The 20,027-nt window shown below is 63.5% G+C and carries 19 protein-coding genes; 9 read left to right on the top strand and 10 right to left on the bottom strand.

The window, feature by feature from the left end; genetic code table 11:
- The first annotated feature begins 44 nt into the window (after window positions 1-44).
- Window positions 45-1,082: an aspartate-semialdehyde dehydrogenase gene (locus tag IVB01_RS32325; RefSeq protein WP_247279891.1), complete on the top strand. Its 1,038-nt coding sequence runs from the start codon at window positions 45-47 to the stop codon at window positions 1,080-1,082.
- Between the two features lie 183 nt (window positions 1,083-1,265).
- Here the strand turns inward: IVB01_RS32325 and queA are convergent, their stop codons facing one another.
- The 5 genes from queA to coaD form a co-directional block, all read right to left on the bottom strand.
- Window positions 1,266-2,339, bottom strand: coding sequence for a tRNA preQ1(34) S-adenosylmethionine ribosyltransferase-isomerase QueA (queA, locus tag IVB01_RS32320; protein ID WP_247279892.1), 1,074 nt, complete (start codon window positions 2,337-2,339; stop codon window positions 1,266-1,268).
- Between the two features lie 141 nt (window positions 2,340-2,480).
- Entirely contained in the window at window positions 2,481-2,945 is a 465-nt protein-coding gene (locus IVB01_RS32315) for a peptidylprolyl isomerase (protein ID WP_247495180.1), read from the bottom strand.
- Window positions 2,942-3,352 (bottom strand): hypothetical protein, encoded by a 411-nt coding sequence (locus IVB01_RS32310; protein ID WP_247279893.1) that lies wholly within the window; start codon window positions 3,350-3,352, stop codon window positions 2,942-2,944. The genes IVB01_RS32315 and IVB01_RS32310 overlap by 4 nt, the downstream gene beginning before the upstream one ends.
- A gap of 9 nt (window positions 3,353-3,361) precedes the next feature.
- Window positions 3,362-3,925 carry a peptidylprolyl isomerase gene (locus tag IVB01_RS32305; protein ID WP_247279894.1) on the bottom strand — a complete coding sequence of 188 codons (564 nt, stop codon included), beginning with the start codon at window positions 3,923-3,925 and terminating at the stop codon, window positions 3,362-3,364.
- Between the two features lie 38 nt (window positions 3,926-3,963).
- Complete coding sequence (gene coaD / locus IVB01_RS32300; protein ID WP_247279895.1) at window positions 3,964-4,458, bottom strand: pantetheine-phosphate adenylyltransferase; 495 nt, start codon at window positions 4,456-4,458, stop codon at window positions 3,964-3,966.
- On the opposite strand from coaD, the gene IVB01_RS32295 reads away from it, so the two are divergent.
- From IVB01_RS32295 to IVB01_RS32285, 3 genes are all read left to right on the top strand, one after another.
- Complete coding sequence (locus IVB01_RS32295; RefSeq protein ID WP_247279896.1) at window positions 4,457-4,660, top strand: hypothetical protein; 204 nt, start codon at window positions 4,457-4,459, stop codon at window positions 4,658-4,660. The two genes, coaD and IVB01_RS32295, sit on opposite strands and share 2 nt — an antisense overlap.
- A 45-nt stretch (window positions 4,661-4,705) precedes the next feature.
- A complete protein-coding gene (locus IVB01_RS32290; protein ID WP_247354356.1) occupies window positions 4,706-4,963 on the top strand; it encodes a hypothetical protein in 258 nt (85 codons plus the stop codon).
- 306 nt (window positions 4,964-5,269) lie between these two features.
- Window positions 5,270-7,123, top strand: coding sequence for a KUP/HAK/KT family potassium transporter (locus IVB01_RS32285; RefSeq protein WP_247279907.1), 1,854 nt, complete (start codon window positions 5,270-5,272; stop codon window positions 7,121-7,123).
- 129 nt (window positions 7,124-7,252) lie between these two features.
- Here IVB01_RS32285 and gyrA read toward each other — a convergent pair whose 3' ends face one another.
- The 3 genes from gyrA to IVB01_RS32275 form a co-directional block, all read right to left on the bottom strand.
- Window positions 7,253-9,982, bottom strand: coding sequence for a DNA gyrase subunit A (gene gyrA / locus IVB01_RS32280; protein WP_247279898.1), 2,730 nt, complete (start codon window positions 9,980-9,982; stop codon window positions 7,253-7,255).
- Between the two features lie 94 nt (window positions 9,983-10,076).
- Window positions 10,077-10,199, bottom strand: coding sequence for a hypothetical protein (locus tag IVB01_RS35540; RefSeq protein ID WP_256464602.1), 123 nt, complete (start codon window positions 10,197-10,199; stop codon window positions 10,077-10,079).
- Window positions 10,200-10,338: 139 nt separating this feature from the next.
- On the bottom strand, window positions 10,339-10,827 hold the full coding sequence (locus IVB01_RS32275; protein ID WP_247279899.1) for a single-stranded DNA-binding protein: 489 nt from the start codon (window positions 10,825-10,827) through the stop codon (window positions 10,339-10,341).
- Window positions 10,828-11,276: 449 nt separating this feature from the next.
- On the opposite strand from IVB01_RS32275, the gene IVB01_RS32270 reads away from it, so the two are divergent.
- The 5 genes from IVB01_RS32270 to IVB01_RS32250 all read left to right on the top strand — a co-directional run bounded on the left by IVB01_RS32270 (window position 11,277) and on the right by IVB01_RS32250 (window position 17,791).
- Window positions 11,277-12,059: an outer membrane beta-barrel protein gene (locus IVB01_RS32270; RefSeq protein ID WP_247279900.1), complete on the top strand. Its 783-nt coding sequence runs from the start codon at window positions 11,277-11,279 to the stop codon at window positions 12,057-12,059.
- Window positions 12,060-12,291: 232 nt separating this feature from the next.
- Window positions 12,292-12,960 (top strand): outer membrane protein, encoded by a 669-nt coding sequence (locus tag IVB01_RS32265; RefSeq protein ID WP_247279901.1) that lies wholly within the window; start codon window positions 12,292-12,294, stop codon window positions 12,958-12,960.
- Window positions 12,961-13,246: 286 nt separating this feature from the next.
- Window positions 13,247-16,222, top strand: coding sequence for an excinuclease ABC subunit UvrA (uvrA, locus tag IVB01_RS32260; RefSeq protein ID WP_247279902.1), 2,976 nt, complete (start codon window positions 13,247-13,249; stop codon window positions 16,220-16,222).
- Between the two features lie 158 nt (window positions 16,223-16,380).
- Window positions 16,381-16,986 (top strand): hypothetical protein, encoded by a 606-nt coding sequence (locus IVB01_RS32255; protein WP_247279903.1) that lies wholly within the window; start codon window positions 16,381-16,383, stop codon window positions 16,984-16,986.
- A 145-nt stretch (window positions 16,987-17,131) separates the two neighbouring features.
- Window positions 17,132-17,791, top strand: a complete 660-nt coding sequence (locus IVB01_RS32250) for an HAD family hydrolase (RefSeq protein WP_247279908.1) — start codon at window positions 17,132-17,134, stop codon at window positions 17,789-17,791.
- A gap of 112 nt (window positions 17,792-17,903) precedes the next feature.
- Here the strand turns inward: IVB01_RS32250 and IVB01_RS32245 are convergent, their stop codons facing one another.
- Window positions 17,904-18,857: a cytochrome D1 domain-containing protein gene (locus IVB01_RS32245; RefSeq protein WP_247279909.1), complete on the bottom strand. Its 954-nt coding sequence runs from the start codon at window positions 18,855-18,857 to the stop codon at window positions 17,904-17,906.
- Between the two features lie 2 nt (window positions 18,858-18,859).
- Window positions 18,860-19,423, bottom strand: coding sequence for an SRPBCC family protein (locus IVB01_RS32240; RefSeq protein WP_247279904.1), 564 nt, complete (start codon window positions 19,421-19,423; stop codon window positions 18,860-18,862).
- Between the last annotated feature and the right edge of the window lie 604 nt (window positions 19,424-20,027).

The following is a 20,027-nucleotide window of genomic DNA, read 5'->3' as shown; positions in this document are numbered from 1 at the left end:
CCTCGATGGTCCGGGGCTTTTTTGTTGTCTAAATTCTCAATGCAATGGAGGACAAAGTGAGTAACGATCCCGTCGTCGCGATTGTCGGCGTCACCGGTGCGGTGGGCGCCGAATTTATCGCCACCATGGACAAGCGCGGCTTTCGCGTCGGCAAGCTCAAGGCGCTGGCGAGCGCCCGCTCGGCGGGCAAGACAGTGTCGTTCCGCGGGCAACAGGTCGTCATCGAGGAATTGACCGAGCGCGCTTTTGACGGCGTCGACATCGCCCTGTTCTCCGCCGGCGGCAGCATCTCCAAGAAGTTCGCGCCGATCGCGGTCAAGGCCGGCGCGGTCGTGGTCGACAATTCCTCCGCCTTCCGCATGGACCCGAACGTGCCGCTGGTGATCCCCGAGATCAACGCAAACCGCATTCGTGATCACAAGGGCATCATTGCCAACCCGAACTGCGCGGCCATCACGGCGCTGGTGCCGCTCTGGCCGATCCACCAGAAGAACCGCATCAAGCGGGTGATCATCTCGACCTATCAGGCGGCTTCCGGCGCCGGCGCCGCGGCGATGGAGGAGCTCGTCGAATCCACCCGCGCCAATCTCAACGGGCAGGTCTATACGCCAAAGGTGATGCCGCACCCCTACGCCTTCAACCTCTTCAACCACAACACCGCGGTCGATCCTGAGACCGGCTACAATGATGAAGAGACCAAGGTCATCAAGGAGACCCGCAAGATCTTCGAGGATGAGACCATTGCCGTCGGCGTCACCTGCGTGCGCGTGCCGGTGCTGCGCGCCCATTGCGAAGCCATCACCTTCGAATGCGAGAAGCCGATCACCGAGGACCAGGTCCGCGCCATCATGGCGCAGGCGCCCGGCGTCAAGGTGATCGACGACCGCGCCAAGAACTACTTCCCTATGCCGATCGACGCCTCGGGCCAGGACGACGTCCTGGTCGGCCGCATCCGCAAGGACCTCAGCGACCCCACAGGACATTCGATCTCGATGTTCGTCGCGGCCGATCAGCTGCTCAAGGGCGCGGCATTGAATGCTGTACAGATAGCGGAGCTCTTGCCGCAGCGGGCGATGGCGTAGCGGTCTCGTAGGGGCGGGCAAAGCGAAGCGTGCCCACCAATCGACCTCAACTATGCAGATCGATGGTGGGCACGGCGCTCTGCGCCTTTGCCCACCCTAGGGCAGTGTTGTAGCCCGCAAGAGCGCAGCGAAATGCGGGAAGCCGCAAGGCAGGAATCCCGGATTTCGCTTCGCTCATCCGTCTTAGGGCTCTGCCCGGAACAGCAAACACGCATCGCCATACGAATAGAACCGGTAGCCGCTCCCGATGGCGTGCGCATAGGCTCGCTTCATCGTCTCCAGACCCGCAAACGCTGACACCAGCATGAACAGCGTCGACTTCGGCAGGTGGAAATTGGTCAACAAAATATCGACCGCGCGAAAGCGATAGCCGGGGGTGATGAAGATCGAGGTCTCCGCCGCGAACGGCAGAATGGTGCCATCCTCGCTTGCCGCGCTCTCGAGCAGGCGCAACGACGTGGTGCCGACGGCGATGATGCGGCCGCCGTTCTTGCGCGCGGTGTTGAGCCGCTCCGCCGTCTCGGCCGAGATCGTCCCCCACTCGGCATGCATCTTGTGGCTCTCGGTATCGTCCACCTTGACCGGCAGGAACGTCCCTGCCCCGACATGCAGCGTCACGCGGTTGATGCCGACGCCGTGCTCGCGCAGCACCTGCTCCAGCGCGGGCGTAAAATGCAGCCCGGCGGTCGGCGCGGCGACGGCGCCTTCGTTCGCCGCGAACATCGTCTGGTAGTCGGCAAGATCCTGGTCATCAGGCGTACGCTTGGAGGCGATATAGGGCGGCAGCGGCGGGCTGCCGAGATCGGCAATGGCCTGGTCGAGCGTGGGCCCGTGGAACGAGAACGACAGCGTCACCTCGCCTTCGCTGCCCTTGGCCTCGACCTCGGCGTCGAGATGGCCGAGCAGGCAGACCTTGCCTTCATTGCCGAAGCGGATGCGGTCGCCGGCTGTGAGCTTCTTCGCCGGCTTGACCAGCGCCTGCCAGCGCGAGCCGTCGAGACGCTTGATCAGTGTCGCCTCGATCTTCGGCTCGGTCTCGCGGCCGATGCGGCGGCCCTTGAGCTGCGCCGCGATCACCTTGGTGTCGTTGACGACGAGCTGATCGCCCGGCTTCAGCGATTGCGGCAGGTCGGAAATGGTCTGGTCGCGCAACGCGCCATTCTCGACGACCAGCATCTTCGCGGAGTCGCGCGGGCTCGCCGGACGCAACGCGATACGCTCGGGCGGCAGGTCGAAATCGAAGAGATCGGTGCGCATGTCGAGTTCAGCGCCGCACAGTCAGACCCTCATGGTGAGGAGGCGCGTAGCGCCGTCTCGAACCATGAAGGCCAAACTGCAGCAGCGGCCTTCATCCTTCGAGACGCGCGTTCCGCGCTCCTCAGGATGAGGATTGAGCACTTATTCCTTGTCCGCGGCCATCCGCGCCTTGACGATCTTGTCGGGGTTCTGCACCGGCTCGCCGCGCTTGATCTTGTCGACGTTCTCCATGCCCTCGGTGACTTTGCCCCACACCGTGTACTGGTTATCGAGGAAGCGGGCGTCCTCGAAGCAGATGAAGAATTGGCTGTCGCCGGAGTCGGGATTGGCGGCGCGGGCCATCGAGGCGGTGCCGCGCACATGCGGCTCCTTGTTGAACTCGGCCTTCAGCTTCTTGCCGGAGCCGCCGGTGCCGGTGCCCTGCGGGCAGCCGGTCTGCGCCATGAAGCCGTCGATCACGCGATGGAACACGATGCCGTCGTAAAAGCCCTCGCGGACCAGCTCCTTGATGCGCGCGACGTGGCCGGGCGCCAGATCAGGCCGCATCTCGATGGTGACGGGGCCCTGCGTGGTCTCGAGGATCAGGGTGTTTTCGGTGACGCTCATGCTCGTCTCTCTTGCGTTGGGGGTGAAGTCTTCCGGCTGCGGAACTGGATTGCGAATGGACGCCCTGCGGCGGCGCCGGCCATTGCATCGGTAAATGGCATCGGCGTGCAGCGTTGCAACGCTTCCATCACCGCGATCCGGTATTGCAGCCGGTCATCGTCGGAGGCTTCCGCGGATTCATAGGTAATCCTCGGATGGCCCAGAATGTTTCCGGCCCGGTTAAAGCTCACGACGACGGTGATGTCGAGTGGGCGCGCCTTGGCCGGCGGTGGCGGCTTCCAGCAGGTGCGCAGATGCCGGAAAACGTCCTGGATGGTGTTGACCTGCGCATCCGCGGCGGCCGCACTGGGAATGCCGAGCTGCAGCATCGCGGCAACCAGCAGGAGCTTGCCACCGCGGCGCGCCATCGGCCTCTCCTATTTGATGTCGGATGCGACCTGCACCTTCACCATCTTGTCGGGATCGCTGACGGTGCCGCTCGGCGAGCCGGGCGGTGCCTTCTTCAGCTTGTCGACGACCTCCATGCCCTGCACGACCTCGCCGATCACCGTGTACTGGTTATCAAGACTGCCACCGTCGGCGAACATGATGAAGAATTGCGAGTTGGCGCTGTCGACGCTGTCGCCGCGCCGCGCCATCCCGACGATGCCGCGCGCAAAATGCACCTTCGAGAATTCCTGCTTCAGGTTCGGATATTTCGACCCGCCGGTCCCGTTGCCATTCTGGCCGTCGCCGGTCTGCGCCATGAAGCCGTCCATCACCCGATGAAACGGCACGTTGTTGTAGAAGCCTTCACGTGCGAGCTGCTTGATGCGCTCGGCATGCTGGGGCGCGATGTCGGTCCTGAGCTTGATGACGATGCGGCCCTTGGTGCTGTCGATGACGATGGCGTTGGCCTTGTCGAGGTTCGCCGGCAATTGCTGCGCCACCGCCGGCGCCGCGAACACGAGCGCGGCAAGAACTGCGAGAATTCGGATCATGACAACTCCGGATCAGATGAGGAAGAAGCGCGCGGTTATCAGGCGAATTTTGCCTTGAGCAGGCTTGCTACGAGCGGCGGGACGAAGGCCGAAACGTCTCCGCCCATACCGGCGATCTGGCGCACCAAAGTGGCGGTGATCGGGCGAACCATGGGAGAGGCCGGCAGGAACACCGTATGCACCTCCGGCGCCATGGCCTCGTTCATGCCGGCAAGCTGCATCTCGTAATCGAGGTCGCTGCCGTCGCGCAGGCCCCGGATCATGATGGTCGCGCCGTGCTTGCGCGCCGAGGTGACCGACAGATCGTCAAAGGTCACGGCTTCGAGCACGCAACCGGCCTGGGCCGCCACCGGCCCGCAGACGTCGTGCAGCATCTTCAGCCGCTCCTCGGTCGAGAACAGCGGCTTCTTGCCGGGGTGGACTCCAATTGCGACAACCAGCCTGTCGCACAGCGACACGCTGTGCCTGACCACGTCCAGATGGCCGTTGGTGATGGGGTCGAAGGAACCGGGATAGAAGGCGATGCGCGGCATGGCCTCCTCCTACCGCGCCCGGCCCGGGGCGGCAAGTCGGGCGGGTTCCCTGCCGTTTTTTCCGCAAAACCATGTCGAAATCCCTCGAATTGTTTCGTCCTGGGGGCGGCCACGAAACAAAGGGCGCATCAACGAAACCATTTCCCGCTCCGGCGAAGACGTCTGGAAACTGGCCATGGTTACCAATCTAGCCAACGAATGACGGGCCGCACACAAGGCGCAGCGGCCGCATCACAGGGGACTGTCAATGATCAAGGCTCTTTCGGCGATCGCCATCTCAGCATGTGCTGCCGCCGCCCTCACCCTGCTGCCCGGCTTCGCCCCGACCGTCGAAGCCAGCGTGCCGCAGCCGCTGGCCAAGAGCGACCGGCTCGACATCCGCAGCATCGGCAAGGACTGCTCGCAGCAGGCCTGGCCGAACTTCGAAGCCTCGTGCCTGCGCCGCGCCGGCACCAAGGCCAATGTCCGTGAGGCACGCCTCGTGACCGCCGATCGGACCCCTTAGTCGGACCTGTCAGTTTCACGTCAGCCAAAGCGCGATGAGATCAGGATGAATCGTCATCGCGCGTTAGGTTGTTGTTTGAGCATGATCTTTTCGAAAAACCGCTGGGCACTTTTCGGGATCATGCGCTAGCCCGCTATAGACCGACCCAATACAAACCCCATGGATATTTGCGACGTCTCGTCGCAGACTGCGTGATGCTCGCGCCCGCCGGAATGATCCGTCGGGCGCGATTCCCATCGGGGGTCGCCATTGTCCAGTACGCCCGCAGTCGCTTCCGGCCATCATCCCGATCCGCTGCCGCTTGCTATGACCATGGGCGCCCTTGGGGTGGTCTATGGCGATATCGGCACCAGTCCCCTCTACGCCCTGAAGGAAGCCGCCAAGGCGGCTGCCCATGGCGGCACGTTAAGCCACGATGCTGTCCTGGGGGTTGCCTCACTGATCCTCTGGGCACTGCTGCTCATCATCTCGCTCAAATATGCGTTGTTGATCCTGCGCGCGGACAATCGCGGCGAAGGCGGGATCGTCGCGCTGCTAGCGCTGCTGCACGCCCGCAATGCCCAGCCTGGCACCTGGCGGGCGCATCTGCTGGTCGTCGGCCTCGTCGGCGCCGCCCTGCTCTATGGCGACGGCGCGATCACCTCCGCGATCTCCGTGCTCAGCGCCATCGAAGGCCTCAAGGTCGACGCCCCCTCGCTTGCGCCCGTCGTCGTGCCCGTCACCATCGCGATCCTGATCGGCCTGTTCATGATGCAGAAGCAGGGCACCGGCTTCATCGGCCGCATCTTCGGCCCGGTGATGCTGGCCTGGTTCGTCGTGCTTGCCGCGCTTGGCATCCACGGCATTGTCAACGCGCCGGCGGTGCTGGCGGCGCTGAGCCCGCTCTATGCCTTCGACTTCCTGATCCACCAGGATTTCCATATCTCCTTCGGAATCCTCGGCGCCGCTTTCCTCGCGGTGACCGGGGGCGAAGCCATGTACGCCGACATGGGGCATTTCGGCCGCTTCCCGATCCGGCTCGCCTGGTTCGCAATCTGCCTGCCCGCGCTGGTGCTGAACTATTTCGGTCAGGCCGCGCTCCTGATCACCGATCCCGCCATGATCGAGAATCCGTTTTTCCAGCTCTGCCCCGACGCCCTGCACTATCCGCTGGTGGCCTTCTCCGCGGTTGCGACCGTGATCGCCTCGCAGGCGATCATCTCCGGCGTGTTCTCGCTGACCCAGCAGTCGATCCAGCTCGGCTTCCTGCCGCGCATGCTGATCCGCCACACCACGAGCGCTGCGATCGGCCAGATCTACGTGCCGCTGGTGAACTGGCTGCTGGCCGCCGCAACGTTGGGAGCGGTCCTGAGCTTCGGGACGTCGGACGCGCTCGCCGGCGCCTACGGCATCGCGGTGTCGCTGCTGATGGCAATCACCACGCTGCTCGCGGCCCTGGTGGCGATCCAATGGGGATATTCGCCCTGGCTCGTGGTGGCCGTGAACGGCACCTTCTTCGTGATCGACGTGATCTTCTTCTCCGCCAATTCGATCAAGCTGTTCGAGGGCGGCTGGTTTCCCCTGCTGCTCGCCGGCCTCGTCGCCTTCCTGATGCTGACCTGGCGCGCCGGCGTGAAGCTGGTCGAGGCGGCGCGGGCGAAGCTGCGCCAGCCGGAGGAAGACCTGATCGAGACCGCGGTCAACAAATGCCGCGCCAGGCTGCCGGGGACTGCCGTGTTCCTGGCCTCCGCGCCGCGCGGCGTGCCGCTGGCGCTGACCCAGTTCGTCAAGCACAACCGCGTGCTGCACGAACGCGTGCTGCTCGTCACCGTGCTGATCGAGGAGTCCCCGCACATTCCCGACCAAGAACGGGCCGAGGTGATCGAGATCATTCCCGGCATCACCCGCGTGATCCTGCATTACGGCTTCATGCAGAACCCGACGATCTATGAAGGATTGGGGTTCGTCGGGCGCCTCGGCAAGCTGCCCGGCATCGATCTCTCCGACGTCACCTACTATGTCGGCCGCGAGACCATCATCCCGCGCGAGGACGTGCCGGGCATGTGGGTCTGGCGCGAAAGCGTGTTCGCTTTCCTCCAGCGCAATGCCGAACGCTCGGCCGCGTTCTTCGGCGTGCCGACCAAGCAGGTGGTGGAGTTCGGGACCGAGCTGGAGATTTAGCGCGCAAATGCGCAGTCCGGATGGAGTGCAAGCGTAATCCGCGATTCCGAACGTTCGGCAACATGCGGTCCCGGATTGTGCCTTTGGCCGGCGCTTGGCACCGACTTCCTGCTCCATCTGCGCTACACGTTACTCCCCATTCGCGCCGTTGCTCTCCGCCTCTTCCGTGATGTGCTCGACCGAGACGACGTGCTCGTCCTCGGCGGTGTCGAACACGATCACGCCCTGGGTCGAGCGGCCGGCGATACGGATGCCTTCGACCGGGCAGCGGATCAGTTGGCCCTTGTCGGTGACCAGCATGATCTGATCGGCATCCTCCACGGGGAAGGACGCAACCAAGTTGCCGTTGCGGTTGTTGACGCTCATGGCGACGATGCCTTTGCCGCCGCGTCCCGTGGTGCGGTACTCGTAGGACGAGGTGCGCTTGCCATAGCCATTGACGGAGACGGTGAGCACGACCTGCTCCTGCGCCGACATCTCGGCGTAACGCTCCTGGGCAAGCTGGAAGCTGCCGGAGGTCTCCTCGGCCTCTCCGTCCGCGGCGGTCTCCTCAGTCGCGGCTTCGCCGGCGACCGCACGGCGCATCTTCAGGTACGCCGAGCGCTCGTCCGATGTGGTCTCGACATGGCGCAGGATCGCCAGCGAAATCACCTTGTCGCCCTCACCAAGCGCAATACCGCGCACGCCCATCGAGGTGCGCCCGGTGAACACGCGCACATCGGTGACGGGAAAACGGATGCACTGGCCGCCAGCGGCGGTCAGCAGCACGTCGTCGCGCTCAGTGCAGATCTGCACGTCGACGATCGCCTCGTTGTCGTCGAGCTTCATGGCGATGATGCCGGAGCGGCGGACATCGACGAAGTCGGACAGCTTGTTGCGCCGCACGTTGCCGCCTGTGGTGGCGAACATCACGTCGAGATTGCCCCAGGTCGATTCATCCTCGGGCAGCGGCATAATGGTGGTGATGCGCTCGCCCTGCTCCAATGGCAGGATGTTGATCAGCGCCTTGCCGCGCGCGTTCGGCGCAGCCATCGGCAGGCGCCAGACCTTTTCCTTGTAGACCTGGCCGCGTGAGGAGAAGAACAGCACCGGCGTGTGCGTAGAGGCGACGAACAGGCGGCTGACGAAATCCTCGTCGCGGGTCTGCATGCCGGCACGGCCCTTGCCGCCGCGGCGCTGCGCCCGGTAGGCCGACAGCGGCACGCGCTTGACGTAGCCGGCGTGGGAGACGGTGACGACCATGTCCTCGCGCTGGATCAGGTCCTCGTCCTCGACCTCGCCTTCCTGCTCCATGATCACGGTGCGGCGCGGCGTGGCGAACTCGGCCTTCACCTCGGCGAGCTCGGTCCTGATGATGTCGAGGATACGGGCGCGCGAGCGCAGGATCTCGAGATAGTCGCCGATCTCGCCGGCGAGTTTTGACAGCTCGTCGCCGATCTCGTCGCGGCCAAGCGCAGTGAGCCGCGCCAGACGCAATTCCAGAATGGCCTTGGCCTGATCCAGCGACAGGCGGATGGTGCCGTCCTCGTTGATGCGGTGGCGCGGATCGTCGATCAGCGTAATGATGTCCTCGACGTCGCGCGCCGGCCAGTCCCGCGTCATCAGGGTGTCGCGCGCAGCCGCTGGCGTCGGCGAGGTGCGGATCACCTTGATGATCTCGTCGATGTTGGCGACCGCGATGGCGAGGCCGACCTGCTCATGCGCGCGCTCGCGCGCCTTGCGCAGCTTGTACTTGGTCCGGCGCGTGACGACCTGCTCCCGGAAGCCGACGAAGATCGTCAGCATGTCCTTCAGGTTCATCGTCTGCGGACGGCCGGAATCGAGCGCGACGGCGTTGACGCCGAAGCTGGTCTGGAGCGGCGTGAACTTGTAGAGCTGATTCAGCACCACGTCGGGCATGGCATCACGCTTGAGCTCGACGACGACGCGGTAGCCATCGCGGTCGGACTCGTCGCGCAGGTCGGAGATGCCCTCGATCTTCTTTTCCTTGTAGAGCTCGGCGATGCGCTCGACCATCGTCGCCTTATTCACCTGATACGGGATCTCGGTGATGACGATCGCCTCGCGCTCCTTCCGGATCGTCTCGAAGGCGACCTTGCCACGCATCACGATGGAGCCACGGCCGAGATGGTAGGCGCTGCGGATGCCCTGGCGGCCGAGAATGATGCCGCCGGTCGGAAAGTCCGGGCCCGGGATGATGTTGTTGAGCTCGTCGATGGTCAGCGAAGGATTGTCGATCAACGCTAGGCAGGCGTCGATGACCTCGCCGAGATTGTGCGGCGGAATGTTGGTGGCCATGCCGACGGCGATGCCGCCGGCGCCGTTGACCAGCAGGTTAGGGAACCGTGCCGGCAGAACCACCGGTTCTTTGCTCGAGCCGTCGTAATTGTCCTGAAAGTCGACGGTCTCGTTGTCGATGTCGTCGAGCAGCTTCAGCGCGATCTTGGTTAGGCGCGACTCGGTGTAGCGCATCGCCGCTGGCGGATCGCCGTCGACCGAGCCGAAATTGCCCTGCCCGTCCACCAGCAATTCGCGCATCGAAAAAGGCTGCGCCATGCGCACCAGCGCGTCGTAGATCGCCTGGTCACCATGCGGATGGTATTGGCCCATGACGTCGCCGACGATACCGGCCGACTTCTTGTGCTTCTTGTCCGGCGTATAGCCTTCCTCGTTCATCGAGAACAGGATGCGGCGATGCACCGGCTTCAGGCCGTCGCGCGCGTCGGGCAGCGCGCGCGACACGATCACGCTCATGGCGTAATCGAGGTAGGACTTCTTCATCTCGTCGAGGATGGAGACGGGGCGAATGTCCGAGGGTTGCGCCGGCTGGTTGCCGGGCTTGTTATCGTCGTCAGCCAAGGGGAAATCCGGTGAGGTTTTATCTGGGAATCATATAGCGCATCGGGGCCGCGATAACTACCCTCGCGAAGGTCAGGGCAAGCGATTTTTCCGCCTATTTTTCCAACAACTTAAGCCCTTCAGAGCCCTGCTCCCGAGAGGCGCGAAATCGGCCTTCCGAAATGGCCTCCATCGCCTGAAGATCGCGCTGCGAGTGCCCTTTCAGAATATTTGCCATGGCGCAATCCAAGCTCACGTCAAACATGAAGCGGGCCCGGAAAATCCGAGCCCACCCCGCCGATGAACAGGAATTGCTGACACGACACACCAGGCGGAGCCCGATCGGGCAATGCGCCTCGGCCGCGTGATCCGTGTTCTCAGAACGGGATATCGTCGTCCATGTCGCTGTTGCGGGCACCGCCAGCGGCAACGGGACGGCGAGGCGCGCTGCTTACGGGACCGGACGAGCCGAAGTCGCCGCTGGGTTCGTCGCTGAAGCTGCCACTGCCTCCGCCGCGACCGTCGAGCATCGTCAGGGTCGAGTTGAAGCCCTGGAGCACGACTTCGGTCGAGTACTTCTCGACGCCGCTCTGGTCGGTCCATTTGCGGGTCTGGAGCGCGCCCTCGATGTAAACCTTGGCGCCCTTCTTCAGGTACTGCTCGGCGACCTTGCACAGCCCTTCATTGAAGATCACGACGCGATGCCATTCGGTCTTTTCCTTGCGCTCGCCGGTGTTCTTGTCGCGCCAGGTCTCAGAGGTGGCGATGCTCAAATTGGCAATCGGTCGCCCGTCCTGGGTGCGGCGGATTTCGGGATCCTTGCCGAGATTTCCAACCAGAATGACCTTGTTGACGCTTCCCGCCATCGCCGCTCTCCACTCCAATGCCACTGAATTTCAAAGGCCGAGTCCGCTCTGTGCGTTCCTCCGCCGCCCGTTGAGGCGACCCTATACGCTTGCGGGCGCCGCTCAGCCCATCACCCCTCGGGTTATCCCCACATATAGCACCGCCATTGGCTTCGTTCCAGATTTGTTCTTTGTGACAATCCGAGGCGGACATCGGGCCCTTCGAGCCGCGATGGTGGTGATGAAGGCAGCCGCTCGATGGAACTTTTTTGGGTTCCCGCGAAAGGCGGAAACCGCTTAACATTCATCAAGTTGCGCTTGGCTCAATCGGTCCGCGAGTGTGGCATTTCGGAGACGGACTTTGCCGGTTTCGTAGGCTAGGGTTGCCTCGGAATTAGTTCATATGGGCGTCGCGCCTTAATTAGCCGCTTCGGGGAGTTCGAGAAGCGGTCGAAACTGGGGAGACTGCAATGAATAAGATTCTGTTTAGTGCAATCGGTGCAATGGCGCTGGGCCTCTCGGCTCCCGCAAGCGCGGCAGATCTCGCTGCGCGCCCATACACCAAGGCTCCGGCTCCTGCCGTTGCCGCGATCTACGACTGGAGCGGCTTCTACATCGGTATCAACGGCGGCGGTGGTTCGAGCCACAAGTGCTGGGATTTCGTGACGCCTGTTACCGGCACTCTGGTTGGCGAAGGCTGCCACAACGCGACGGGCGGCACGGTCGGTGGCCAGATTGGCTATCGCTGGCAGTCGACCAATTGGGTGTTCGGCTTCGAGGGCCAGGGCAACTGGGCTGACTTTTCCGGCGACAACGTGAGCACCCTGTTCCCTGGCACCGCTTTGGTCACCGGTGATCGTAACCGCTCTCGCATCGACAGTTTTGGCCTGATCACTGGCCAGGTCGGCTATGCCTGGAACAATGTGCTGTTCTATGTGAAGGGCGGCGCCGCTGTGGTCGGGGACAAGTACGACGTCTATGCCGCCGCAGGCACTCCGGGCGCTGGCACGCTGCTGGCATCGGCACGTGAAACCCGCTGGGGTGGTACGGTGGGGGCCGGTCTGGAATTCGGATTCGCACCAAACTGGTCGGTCGGCGTCGAATACGACCACATTTTCCTCGGCCACCGCACGATCGGCTTTACCACGCCGGCGGGCGTTGTGTTCGGGAGCGACCGAATTGGCCAAGATGTCGACATCGGTCTCGTCCGGCTGAATTACCGCTTTGGCGGCCCGCTGGTCGCGAGGTACTGATCGCTCTGATTTCGTTCAAGGATTAAAGGCCGGCCTCGTGCCGGCCTTTTTCGTTTTATCCAAAGCGGACGGTCGGATAAGTCAGTGATCGAGACGTTTTGTAACTGTTGTGGCTTTTCGGAGACACAACTTGCGGCTTTAGTGGTGTAAGCACGGCATTAGTTGGGCCGTTGAGTCCGCTGCCTTCGGCATGGAAGGCGACAACAGAAACTGGGACTGGGATTAGTTGAAAATGAAAAAGGTTTTGTTGGCTTCGGCCTGTTTGTTCGCTCTCGCTGCTCCGGCTTCAGCCGCTGACCTCGCAGCGCGCCCCTATACCAAGGCCCCGATCGCTCCGGCCGCTGTCTACAACTGGACCGGCTTCTACCTCGGCGTCGTCGGCGGCGGCGCTTGGGAAAACGCATCCGACCCGCGGATGCAGGGTGGCTTCGTCGGTGGCACCGCCGGCTACAACTGGCAGACCGGCAACGTCGTGTTCGGCATCGAGGCGGATGGCGCCTGGGCTGACGTGAGCGCTTCGGCGACCGCTCTTGGCATCACTGTCGCCTCCAAGACCGATGCGCTCGGCACCGTGCGCGGCCGAATCGGCTGGGCCGTCAACAACGTCCTGTTCTACGGCACCGGCGGCTACGCCTGGATCGACAACAAGATCACCGTCAGCGCCCTCGGCGTGAGCGTCTCCGACAGCAAGTGGCATTCCGGCTGGACCGTCGGTGCGGGCGTCGAAGCTTTCTTCGCTCCGCAGTGGTCGGTCAAGGGCGAGTACCTCTATCGCAGCCTCGGCAGCGAGAACTACTTCTCTAACCTTGGCGCTCCGCTGGCCTCCGGCACGATCAACTTCCACACCGTGCAGGTCGGCGTGAACTATCACTTCGGGGGCCCGGTGGTCGCCAAGTACTGAGCTGAGTACTGATCACTATCGACGTCACATCGTCACGAAAGGCCGGCCTCGCGCCGGCCTTTTTGTTTTACGGGTCGTTCCGCGCAGTTCCGCTCGCGCCTGCTGCTGCCAGATGCCGCCAGCCCGCCAACAATCCGTTGACGATTCGCACGTGCCACTGGAAATCCGCTCGCGTTCTTCCTACGTTCGCTGACATACCCATCGGCGCCGATCCCGGTTCCGGGCGAAGCGCGCCTTTTACATTGGCGCGATCGCGCGTCTTTGGGATTCCTTGAGGACCAGCGGGATGGACGAAGTGATCAAGGCCAAGCGCCAACAACAGAACGCGGGCTCAAGCCTGCGCGCGATTACGATCCGTGGCGCGCGCGAGCACAACCTCAAGAACATCGACGTCGAGATTCCCCGCGACAAGCTGGTGGTGTTCACGGGGCTGTCGGGCTCCGGCAAATCCTCACTCGCCTTCGACACCATCTACGCCGAAGGCCAGCGCCGCTACGTCGAATCGCTGTCGGCCTATGCGCGCCAATTCCTCGAGATGATGCAGAAGCCCGACGTCGATCAGATCGACGGGCTATCGCCGGCGATCTCGATCGAGCAGAAGACGACCTCGAAGAATCCGCGCTCCACGGTCGGCACCGTCACTGAGATCTACGACTACATGCGCCTGCTCTGGGCGCGGGTCGGCGTGCCCTATTCGCCGGCCACCGGCCTGCCGATCGAGAGCCAGACCGTCTCGCAGATGGTCGACCGCGTGCTGGCGTTGCCGGAAGGCACGCGCCTCTATCTGCTCGCTCCGGTCGTGCGCGGCCGCAAGGGCGAGTACCGCAAAGAGCTCGCCGAATGGCTCAAGAAGGGTTTTCAGCGCGTCAAGATCGACGGCACCTTCTACGAGCTGGCGGAGGCGCCGACGCTCGACAAGAAATTCCCGCACGACATCGACGTCGTGGTCGACCGGATCGTGGTGCGCGCCGACATCGGCCAGCGCCTCGCCGAGAGCTTTGAGACCGCGCTGAAGCTCGCCGAAGGCCTTGCCGTCGTCGAATTCGCCGACGCGCCGGCGGCCGCACCCGCGGAAGAGAAAAAAAAGACCGCGAAGATCCACGACAAGAGCGGGCCCGAGCGCATCCTGTTCTCGGAAAAATTCGCCTGCCCGGTCTCCGGCTTCACCATCCCCGAGGTCGAGCCGAGACTCTTTTCCTTCAACAATCCCTACGGCGCCTGCCCCGCCTGCGGCGGGCTCGGCGTCGAGCAGCATGTCGACGAGGATCTCGTCATCCCCGAGAAGGATCTGACGCTGCGCAAGGGTGCGATCGCGCCCTGGGCCAAGTCATCATCGCCCTATTACGTGCAGACGCTGAACGCGCTCGGCAAGCACTACAAGTTCACGCTCGACACCAAGTGGAAGGACCTGCCCAAGAAGACGCAAAACGCGCTTCTCTACGGCTCCGGCGAGGATGAGATCAAGTTCTCCTATGAAGACGGCGTGCGCTCCTACGACACCAAAAAACCGTTCGAGGGCGTCATCACCAACATCAACCGCCGCTATCGCGAGACCGAGAGCGAGTGGGCGCGCGAGGAGCTGGCGAAATATTTCCATGACGTCCCCTGCGAGGCGTGCCACGGGTTTCGGCTCAAGCCCGAGGCGCTCTGCGTCAAGATCGGCGGCAAGCATATCGGCGAGATCTCGGAGCTGTCGGTCAGGAAGGCCGGCGAATGGTTCGAGACCGTGCCTGATGCGCTCAACGCGCAGCAGAACGAGATCGCCGGGCGCATCCTGAAGGAAATTCGCGAGCGCCTCACCTTCCTGCTCGACGTCGGCCTCAACTATCTCACTTTGTCCCGCTCCTCCGGCACGCTGTCCGGCGGCGAGAGCCAGCGCATCCGCCTGGCTTCGCAGATCGGCTCGGGCCTGACCGGCGTGCTCTACGTGCTCGACGAGCCCTCGATCGGGCTGCACCAGCGCGACAACGCCCGTCTGCTCGATACGCTCAAGCGCCTGCGCGACCTCGGCAACACCGTGGTCGTGGTCGAGCATGACGAGGACGCGATCCGGCTGGCCGATTACGTGCTCGACATCGGCCCCGGCGCCGGCATGCACGGCGGCCACATCGTCGCCGAGGGCACGCCCGCGGAGATCATGCGCAATCCGAAATCGCTGACTGGCAAGTACCTGACCGGCGAGCTCGAAGTCGAGGTGCCGGAGCGGCGCCCACCGAACCATCGCCGCACCATCAAGGTGGTCAATGCGCGCGGCAATAACCTCAAGAACGTCACTGCCGAGATTCCGCTCGGCCTGTTCACGTGTGTGACCGGCGTCTCCGGCGGCGGCAAGTCGACGCTGCTGATCGACACGCTCTATCGTGCCATCGCCCGCAAGCTGAACAATGCAAGCGAAGGCGCAGCGCCGCACGACCGCATCGAGGGCCTCGAGCACATCGATAAGATCATCGACATCGACCAGTCGCCGATCGGCCGCACCCCGCGTTCGAATCCCGCGACCTATACCGGCGCCTTCACGCCGATCCGCGAATGGTTCGCCGGCCTGCCCGAGGCCAAAGCGCGCGGCTACGAGCCCGGCCGCTTCTCCTTCAACGTCAAGGGCGGCCGCTGCGAGGCCTGCCAGGGCGACGGCGTCATCAAGATCGAGATGCACTTTTTGCCCGACGTCTACGTCACCTGCGACGTCTGCAAGGGCAAGCGTTACAATCGCGAGACGCTGGAGGTGCTGTTCAAGGGCAAGAGCATCGCCGACGTGCTCGACATGACCGTGGAGGAGGCCGCCGAGTTCTTCAAGGCGGTGCCGCGCGTACGCGAGACCTTCAACACGCTGCACCGCGTCGGACTCGACTACATCCACGTCGGCCAGCAGGCCACCACGCTGTCCGGCGGCGAAGCCCAGCGCGTCAAGCTGGCAAAAGAGCTGTCGAAGCGCGCCACCGGGCGCACGCTGTACATCCTGGACGAGCCCACCACCGGCCTGCACTTCCACGACGTCAAGAAGCTGCTGGAGGTGCTGCACGAGCTGGTCGCGCAGGGTAACACCGTCGTCGTCATCGAGCACAATCTCGAGGTCATCAAGACCGCCGACTGGGTCATCGATCTCGGCCCCGAAGGCGGGGACGGCGGCGGCGAGATCGTGGCCTGGGGCCCGCCGGAAGACATCGCCAAGGCACCGCGGAGCTATACCGGCAAGTTCCTGGAGCCGGTGCTGAAGAAGGCAAGCAAGCCGAAGCGCGGGAGGACGAGCGAGGCGGCGGAGTGACGCCGCCTCGCAGCCGTGATCAAATTTCCCGGAAATGACTCGGACCAGTCGGACGCGCGTTCGTTAGGACGCATCTCAAGTGGCGCCTCGGGCAACAATCTGTGGTTCAGTTGAAGGTTGTTGCTATATTTTTCTGACTTCGCCTGCAGGAGGTTAGATTGAGCGACGCAACCGCCTCATCCAGCTTTAGCTTTGAATTCATAATTTCTAGAGAAGAAGATAGATTCTTCAGAAGACTTGCGAAAGCCAACCTGAAGGCCCTCATCGATTGGCGTAGCCAAATGACCTTGGCGTTGACCATTTATGCCTTCATGATCGTGGCAAGCTATATCGCCTTACGTCAGGAATGGCTGACGCCGCCCGCCGTGTTTGCCGCGATACTGTGCTTAGTAGTGGGACAGCTCTACATGTATTTTGTCTCGAGCTGGATTTCTCGCCAAATATTCGAGAAACTCTTTGAGTTGGATCGTCTCAGTCAGAAGACATGGCACGTTATTTTTGACGACTTCTCGATCGTCGCCAGAGGTCCGAACACCGAGAGCCGGATGTCTTGGGATGAGATTGCGACGATTCAAGACAGCCCAGTCATGGTCGCATTCTGGTACCATGCGAGACAGGGGTTTTTCATCCCGGCACGAGTCATTGGTGACTCCTCCGCGCGCGCGGTCTTCGTAGAATGGGCCGGGGAGCGCTTGCGCCGCCCTGCCATTGCGGCGGACGCCACCAAGCCCACCAAATTGTTCCCAACACCCGCCCGAAGCTAGCGTCCTACAGCGAGACCTTGCCAATCCAAAGATCCAAAGCCCTCGCTTTGTGACGGCCGCGCTGTGTGAAATGAACGTAAATCTCTTCCGCAAGGTTATGTTCGGACTAAAGGGCTCTGCGAACCAAAGCACCTCAGCGAGATCAATGCCCTACTCCCTCGTCATCTTCGATCTCGACGGCACGCTCGCCGACAGCTTTCCCTGGTTCCTGCGCACCATCAACGACGTCGCCGATCGCTTCGGCTTTCGCCGCGTGAAGGATGAGGACATCGAGGAGCTGCGGCATGCGTCGAGCCGCGAGATCCTCAGCCACCTCGAGGTACCCTTGTGGAAGCTGCCGGCGATCGCGCGGCATGCGCGGCGGCTGAAGGCGGAGGCAGCTAGCGAGATTTCGCTGTTTGCGGGTGTCGAGGCGATGCTGCAGGCGCTTGCCGGAAGCGGCGTGCAACTCGCGCTGGTGACCTCTGACAGCGAAGCCAATGCGCGCGAGAAGCTCGGCGAGGCCGCGGCGCTGTTCGCGCATTTCGATTGCTCTGCATCACTGTTCGGCAAGGCTGCAAAATTCCGCCGGGTGATCCGGCGCGCGAGTGTCGAGCCTAGTAAGGTCATTTCAATCGGCGATGAGGTCCGCGACATCGAGGCGGCACGCAACGTCGGCATTGCCTGCGGTGCGGTGTGCTGGGGCTATGCGGCCCCGGCGGCGCTGCGGGCCCTGAAGCCGGACCACGTGTTTGAGCAGATGGACGAGATTGTGGGTGTGTTGTGCGGGACCCGCGGGACTCGTAGGGTGGTTAGCGAAGCGTAACCCACTGCTGTGGTCTTCCGATCCTCCGTTGCTCGCGGCTTGGTTACGCCTTCCACTATGACTCGTTGAGACATCCCGCGCGTGGTCCGGGTAACCTACCCTACGCAATCCCCTACTCCGTCCTGCGCAAAAACGCCCCGAACGCGCGCGGGCCGTCGCCGGTCTTGATCTCGCCGATCACCTTCAGATCAGTGGCATCGATGATGTTGAGCGAGTTGCTCTCCCAGCAGGCGGCGATGATGCGCTTGCCGTCGGCGGTCGCGGCAATGCCTTCGGGATAATCGCCGACATTGATGCGCTTCATTGGCTTCAGAGTCGCCAGATCGAACACGCTGACGGTGCCGCCATACTGGTCGGTGACGAAGCCGCGCCCTTGCGTCAGCGCCACCGCGTAGGGCCGCATCCCGACCGGCACGCGGCCGATCTCGCGGCCTTCGGTGATGTCGATCACGGAGACGTCGTCGGATCCGACATTGGCGGTGTAGGCGCGCTTGCCCGCGGCGTCGATGGTGACGCCGAACGGACGCGTGCCGACCTTGATCATTGCTTTGCGCTGCCGCGTCGTCGTATCCACCACAGAGACGCTGTCGTCGTCGCGGTCTGCCGAGAGCAGCAGCTTGCCGTCCGGCGTCACCGCAAGGCCCGATGGTGAGGCGCCGACCGCGATGCTGGCCATGACGCTGCGCGAGGCCGTATCGATCACCCGCACCGCGGCGGCAAACCAGTCGGCGACATAGACGGTCTTGCCATCGGGCGCGACCGCAATGCCGAGCGGCCCGCCGCCGACCTCGATCCGCCCCGCAACCTGCCGCGCGGCGGCGTCCACCACCGTCACCGCCTTGGCATCGGGGCTCGTCACATAGGCAAAACGTCCGTCCGCGCTGACGGCGACGCCCGCCGGCTTGCCGCCGATCGGAATGGTTGCAACGCTGCGGGCAGTGGCGAGGTCCACGACCATCAGATCGTCGCTGAGCTGGTTGGTGACGAACGCCTCGTCGGCGGACGCACGCGGGAGACCGGCACCGCAAAGGCTGGCGGCCAAGGCCGCCAGGACCAGCGCTCGCACCATCAGCTACCGCTCTCGATCTTCTTCTTGAGCGACTCGAGCCCGGCCCTGTACAGCCCGCTCACCGCCTTCACCGCGGCTTCGTCGCTCAGCTCCGGTGGCGGATCGTTGTTGGGATAGCCACGATAGAACGCGCCGGCCCATTCCAGCTTCGCCTTGCCATCCGGCGCAGGCGACACCGTCAAGGTCGAGGAATAATTGGTCACCGGCAGCACCTTCACGTCGACCTTGGTAATCCGGTACGAATAGCTCAGCATGTCGGGCTCGTATTTGTAGAGCTCCTCCTCGACCGTCGGGCCGCCGGTTAAGGTCAGCGTCCGCGTCGCGCCGATCTCATTGCCCTTCTGGCCCTCGGTTTTGGTGACGGGCGGGAGCCAGCTCATGTCCTGAAAATTGCCGATCGCCGCCCAGACCTTGGCTGGCGGCGCGCTGATCTCGATGGATTCCCGCACCTTCTGCCGTGTCGGCCCATGGGCCCAGACCGGCTCAAGAGCCGCCGTCAGAGCCATCCCCGCCACCACCAGCGCCGCCACCCCGGCGATCGCCGTTCCCATCGTCATCCTCATGTCGTTTCCTCATTCATCAATCTGCGCGACTTGGAGCGCGCTGAGGTCATCGTAGCGCATTTTTAGACCGCGGGGAGACGTGTTCGTGGCGCGGTTGTGGCGGGCGTGGTGTCGAATCTCCACACCATCTCTTGCGTTGCCTGACGGGCAAACACACGAGGCCAAGGTCAATGCGTTCATTCAAAATAATTCGCTTTACTAGAATTCGGAATTATCGCATGTTTCGGCCACCCCAACCCGGGCCGAGGGGCGGATCGCGATCGTCACGAACGCGGGATGGGACGTGGTGGACGCGGGCAGCGCCGCGCGCGATGGTTTGCAGGGCGGGTCACTCCGTGAGCGAACGCCGCGCGCATACGACGGGTGCAGCCTGCGTACGGCAAAATCGTGTGGTCCTGGCGCCCGGGGTCTGTGCGCCAAGTGTTGCGGTGATGCCTGCGGCCCAACCGGACCGCGGCATCAGCCATCGGCAAGGCGACGGGGGCAATAGTGCATCGCTCCCCGAGGAGCAACTGTGTTGAAGTAGACCGGTGATCGAGCGGGCTCAAGGCTGGCGCTGCGCGCCCCCGCCTCCGGCGGCTGACGGCCTTGACCCCGCCCGCTC

The organism is Bradyrhizobium sp. 164, assembly GCF_023073715.1.
Lineage (GTDB): Bacteria > Pseudomonadota > Alphaproteobacteria > Rhizobiales > Xanthobacteraceae > Bradyrhizobium.
Note: the sequence above shows the minus strand (reverse complement) of the source record. Positions and strands in the feature narration are given on the sequence as shown.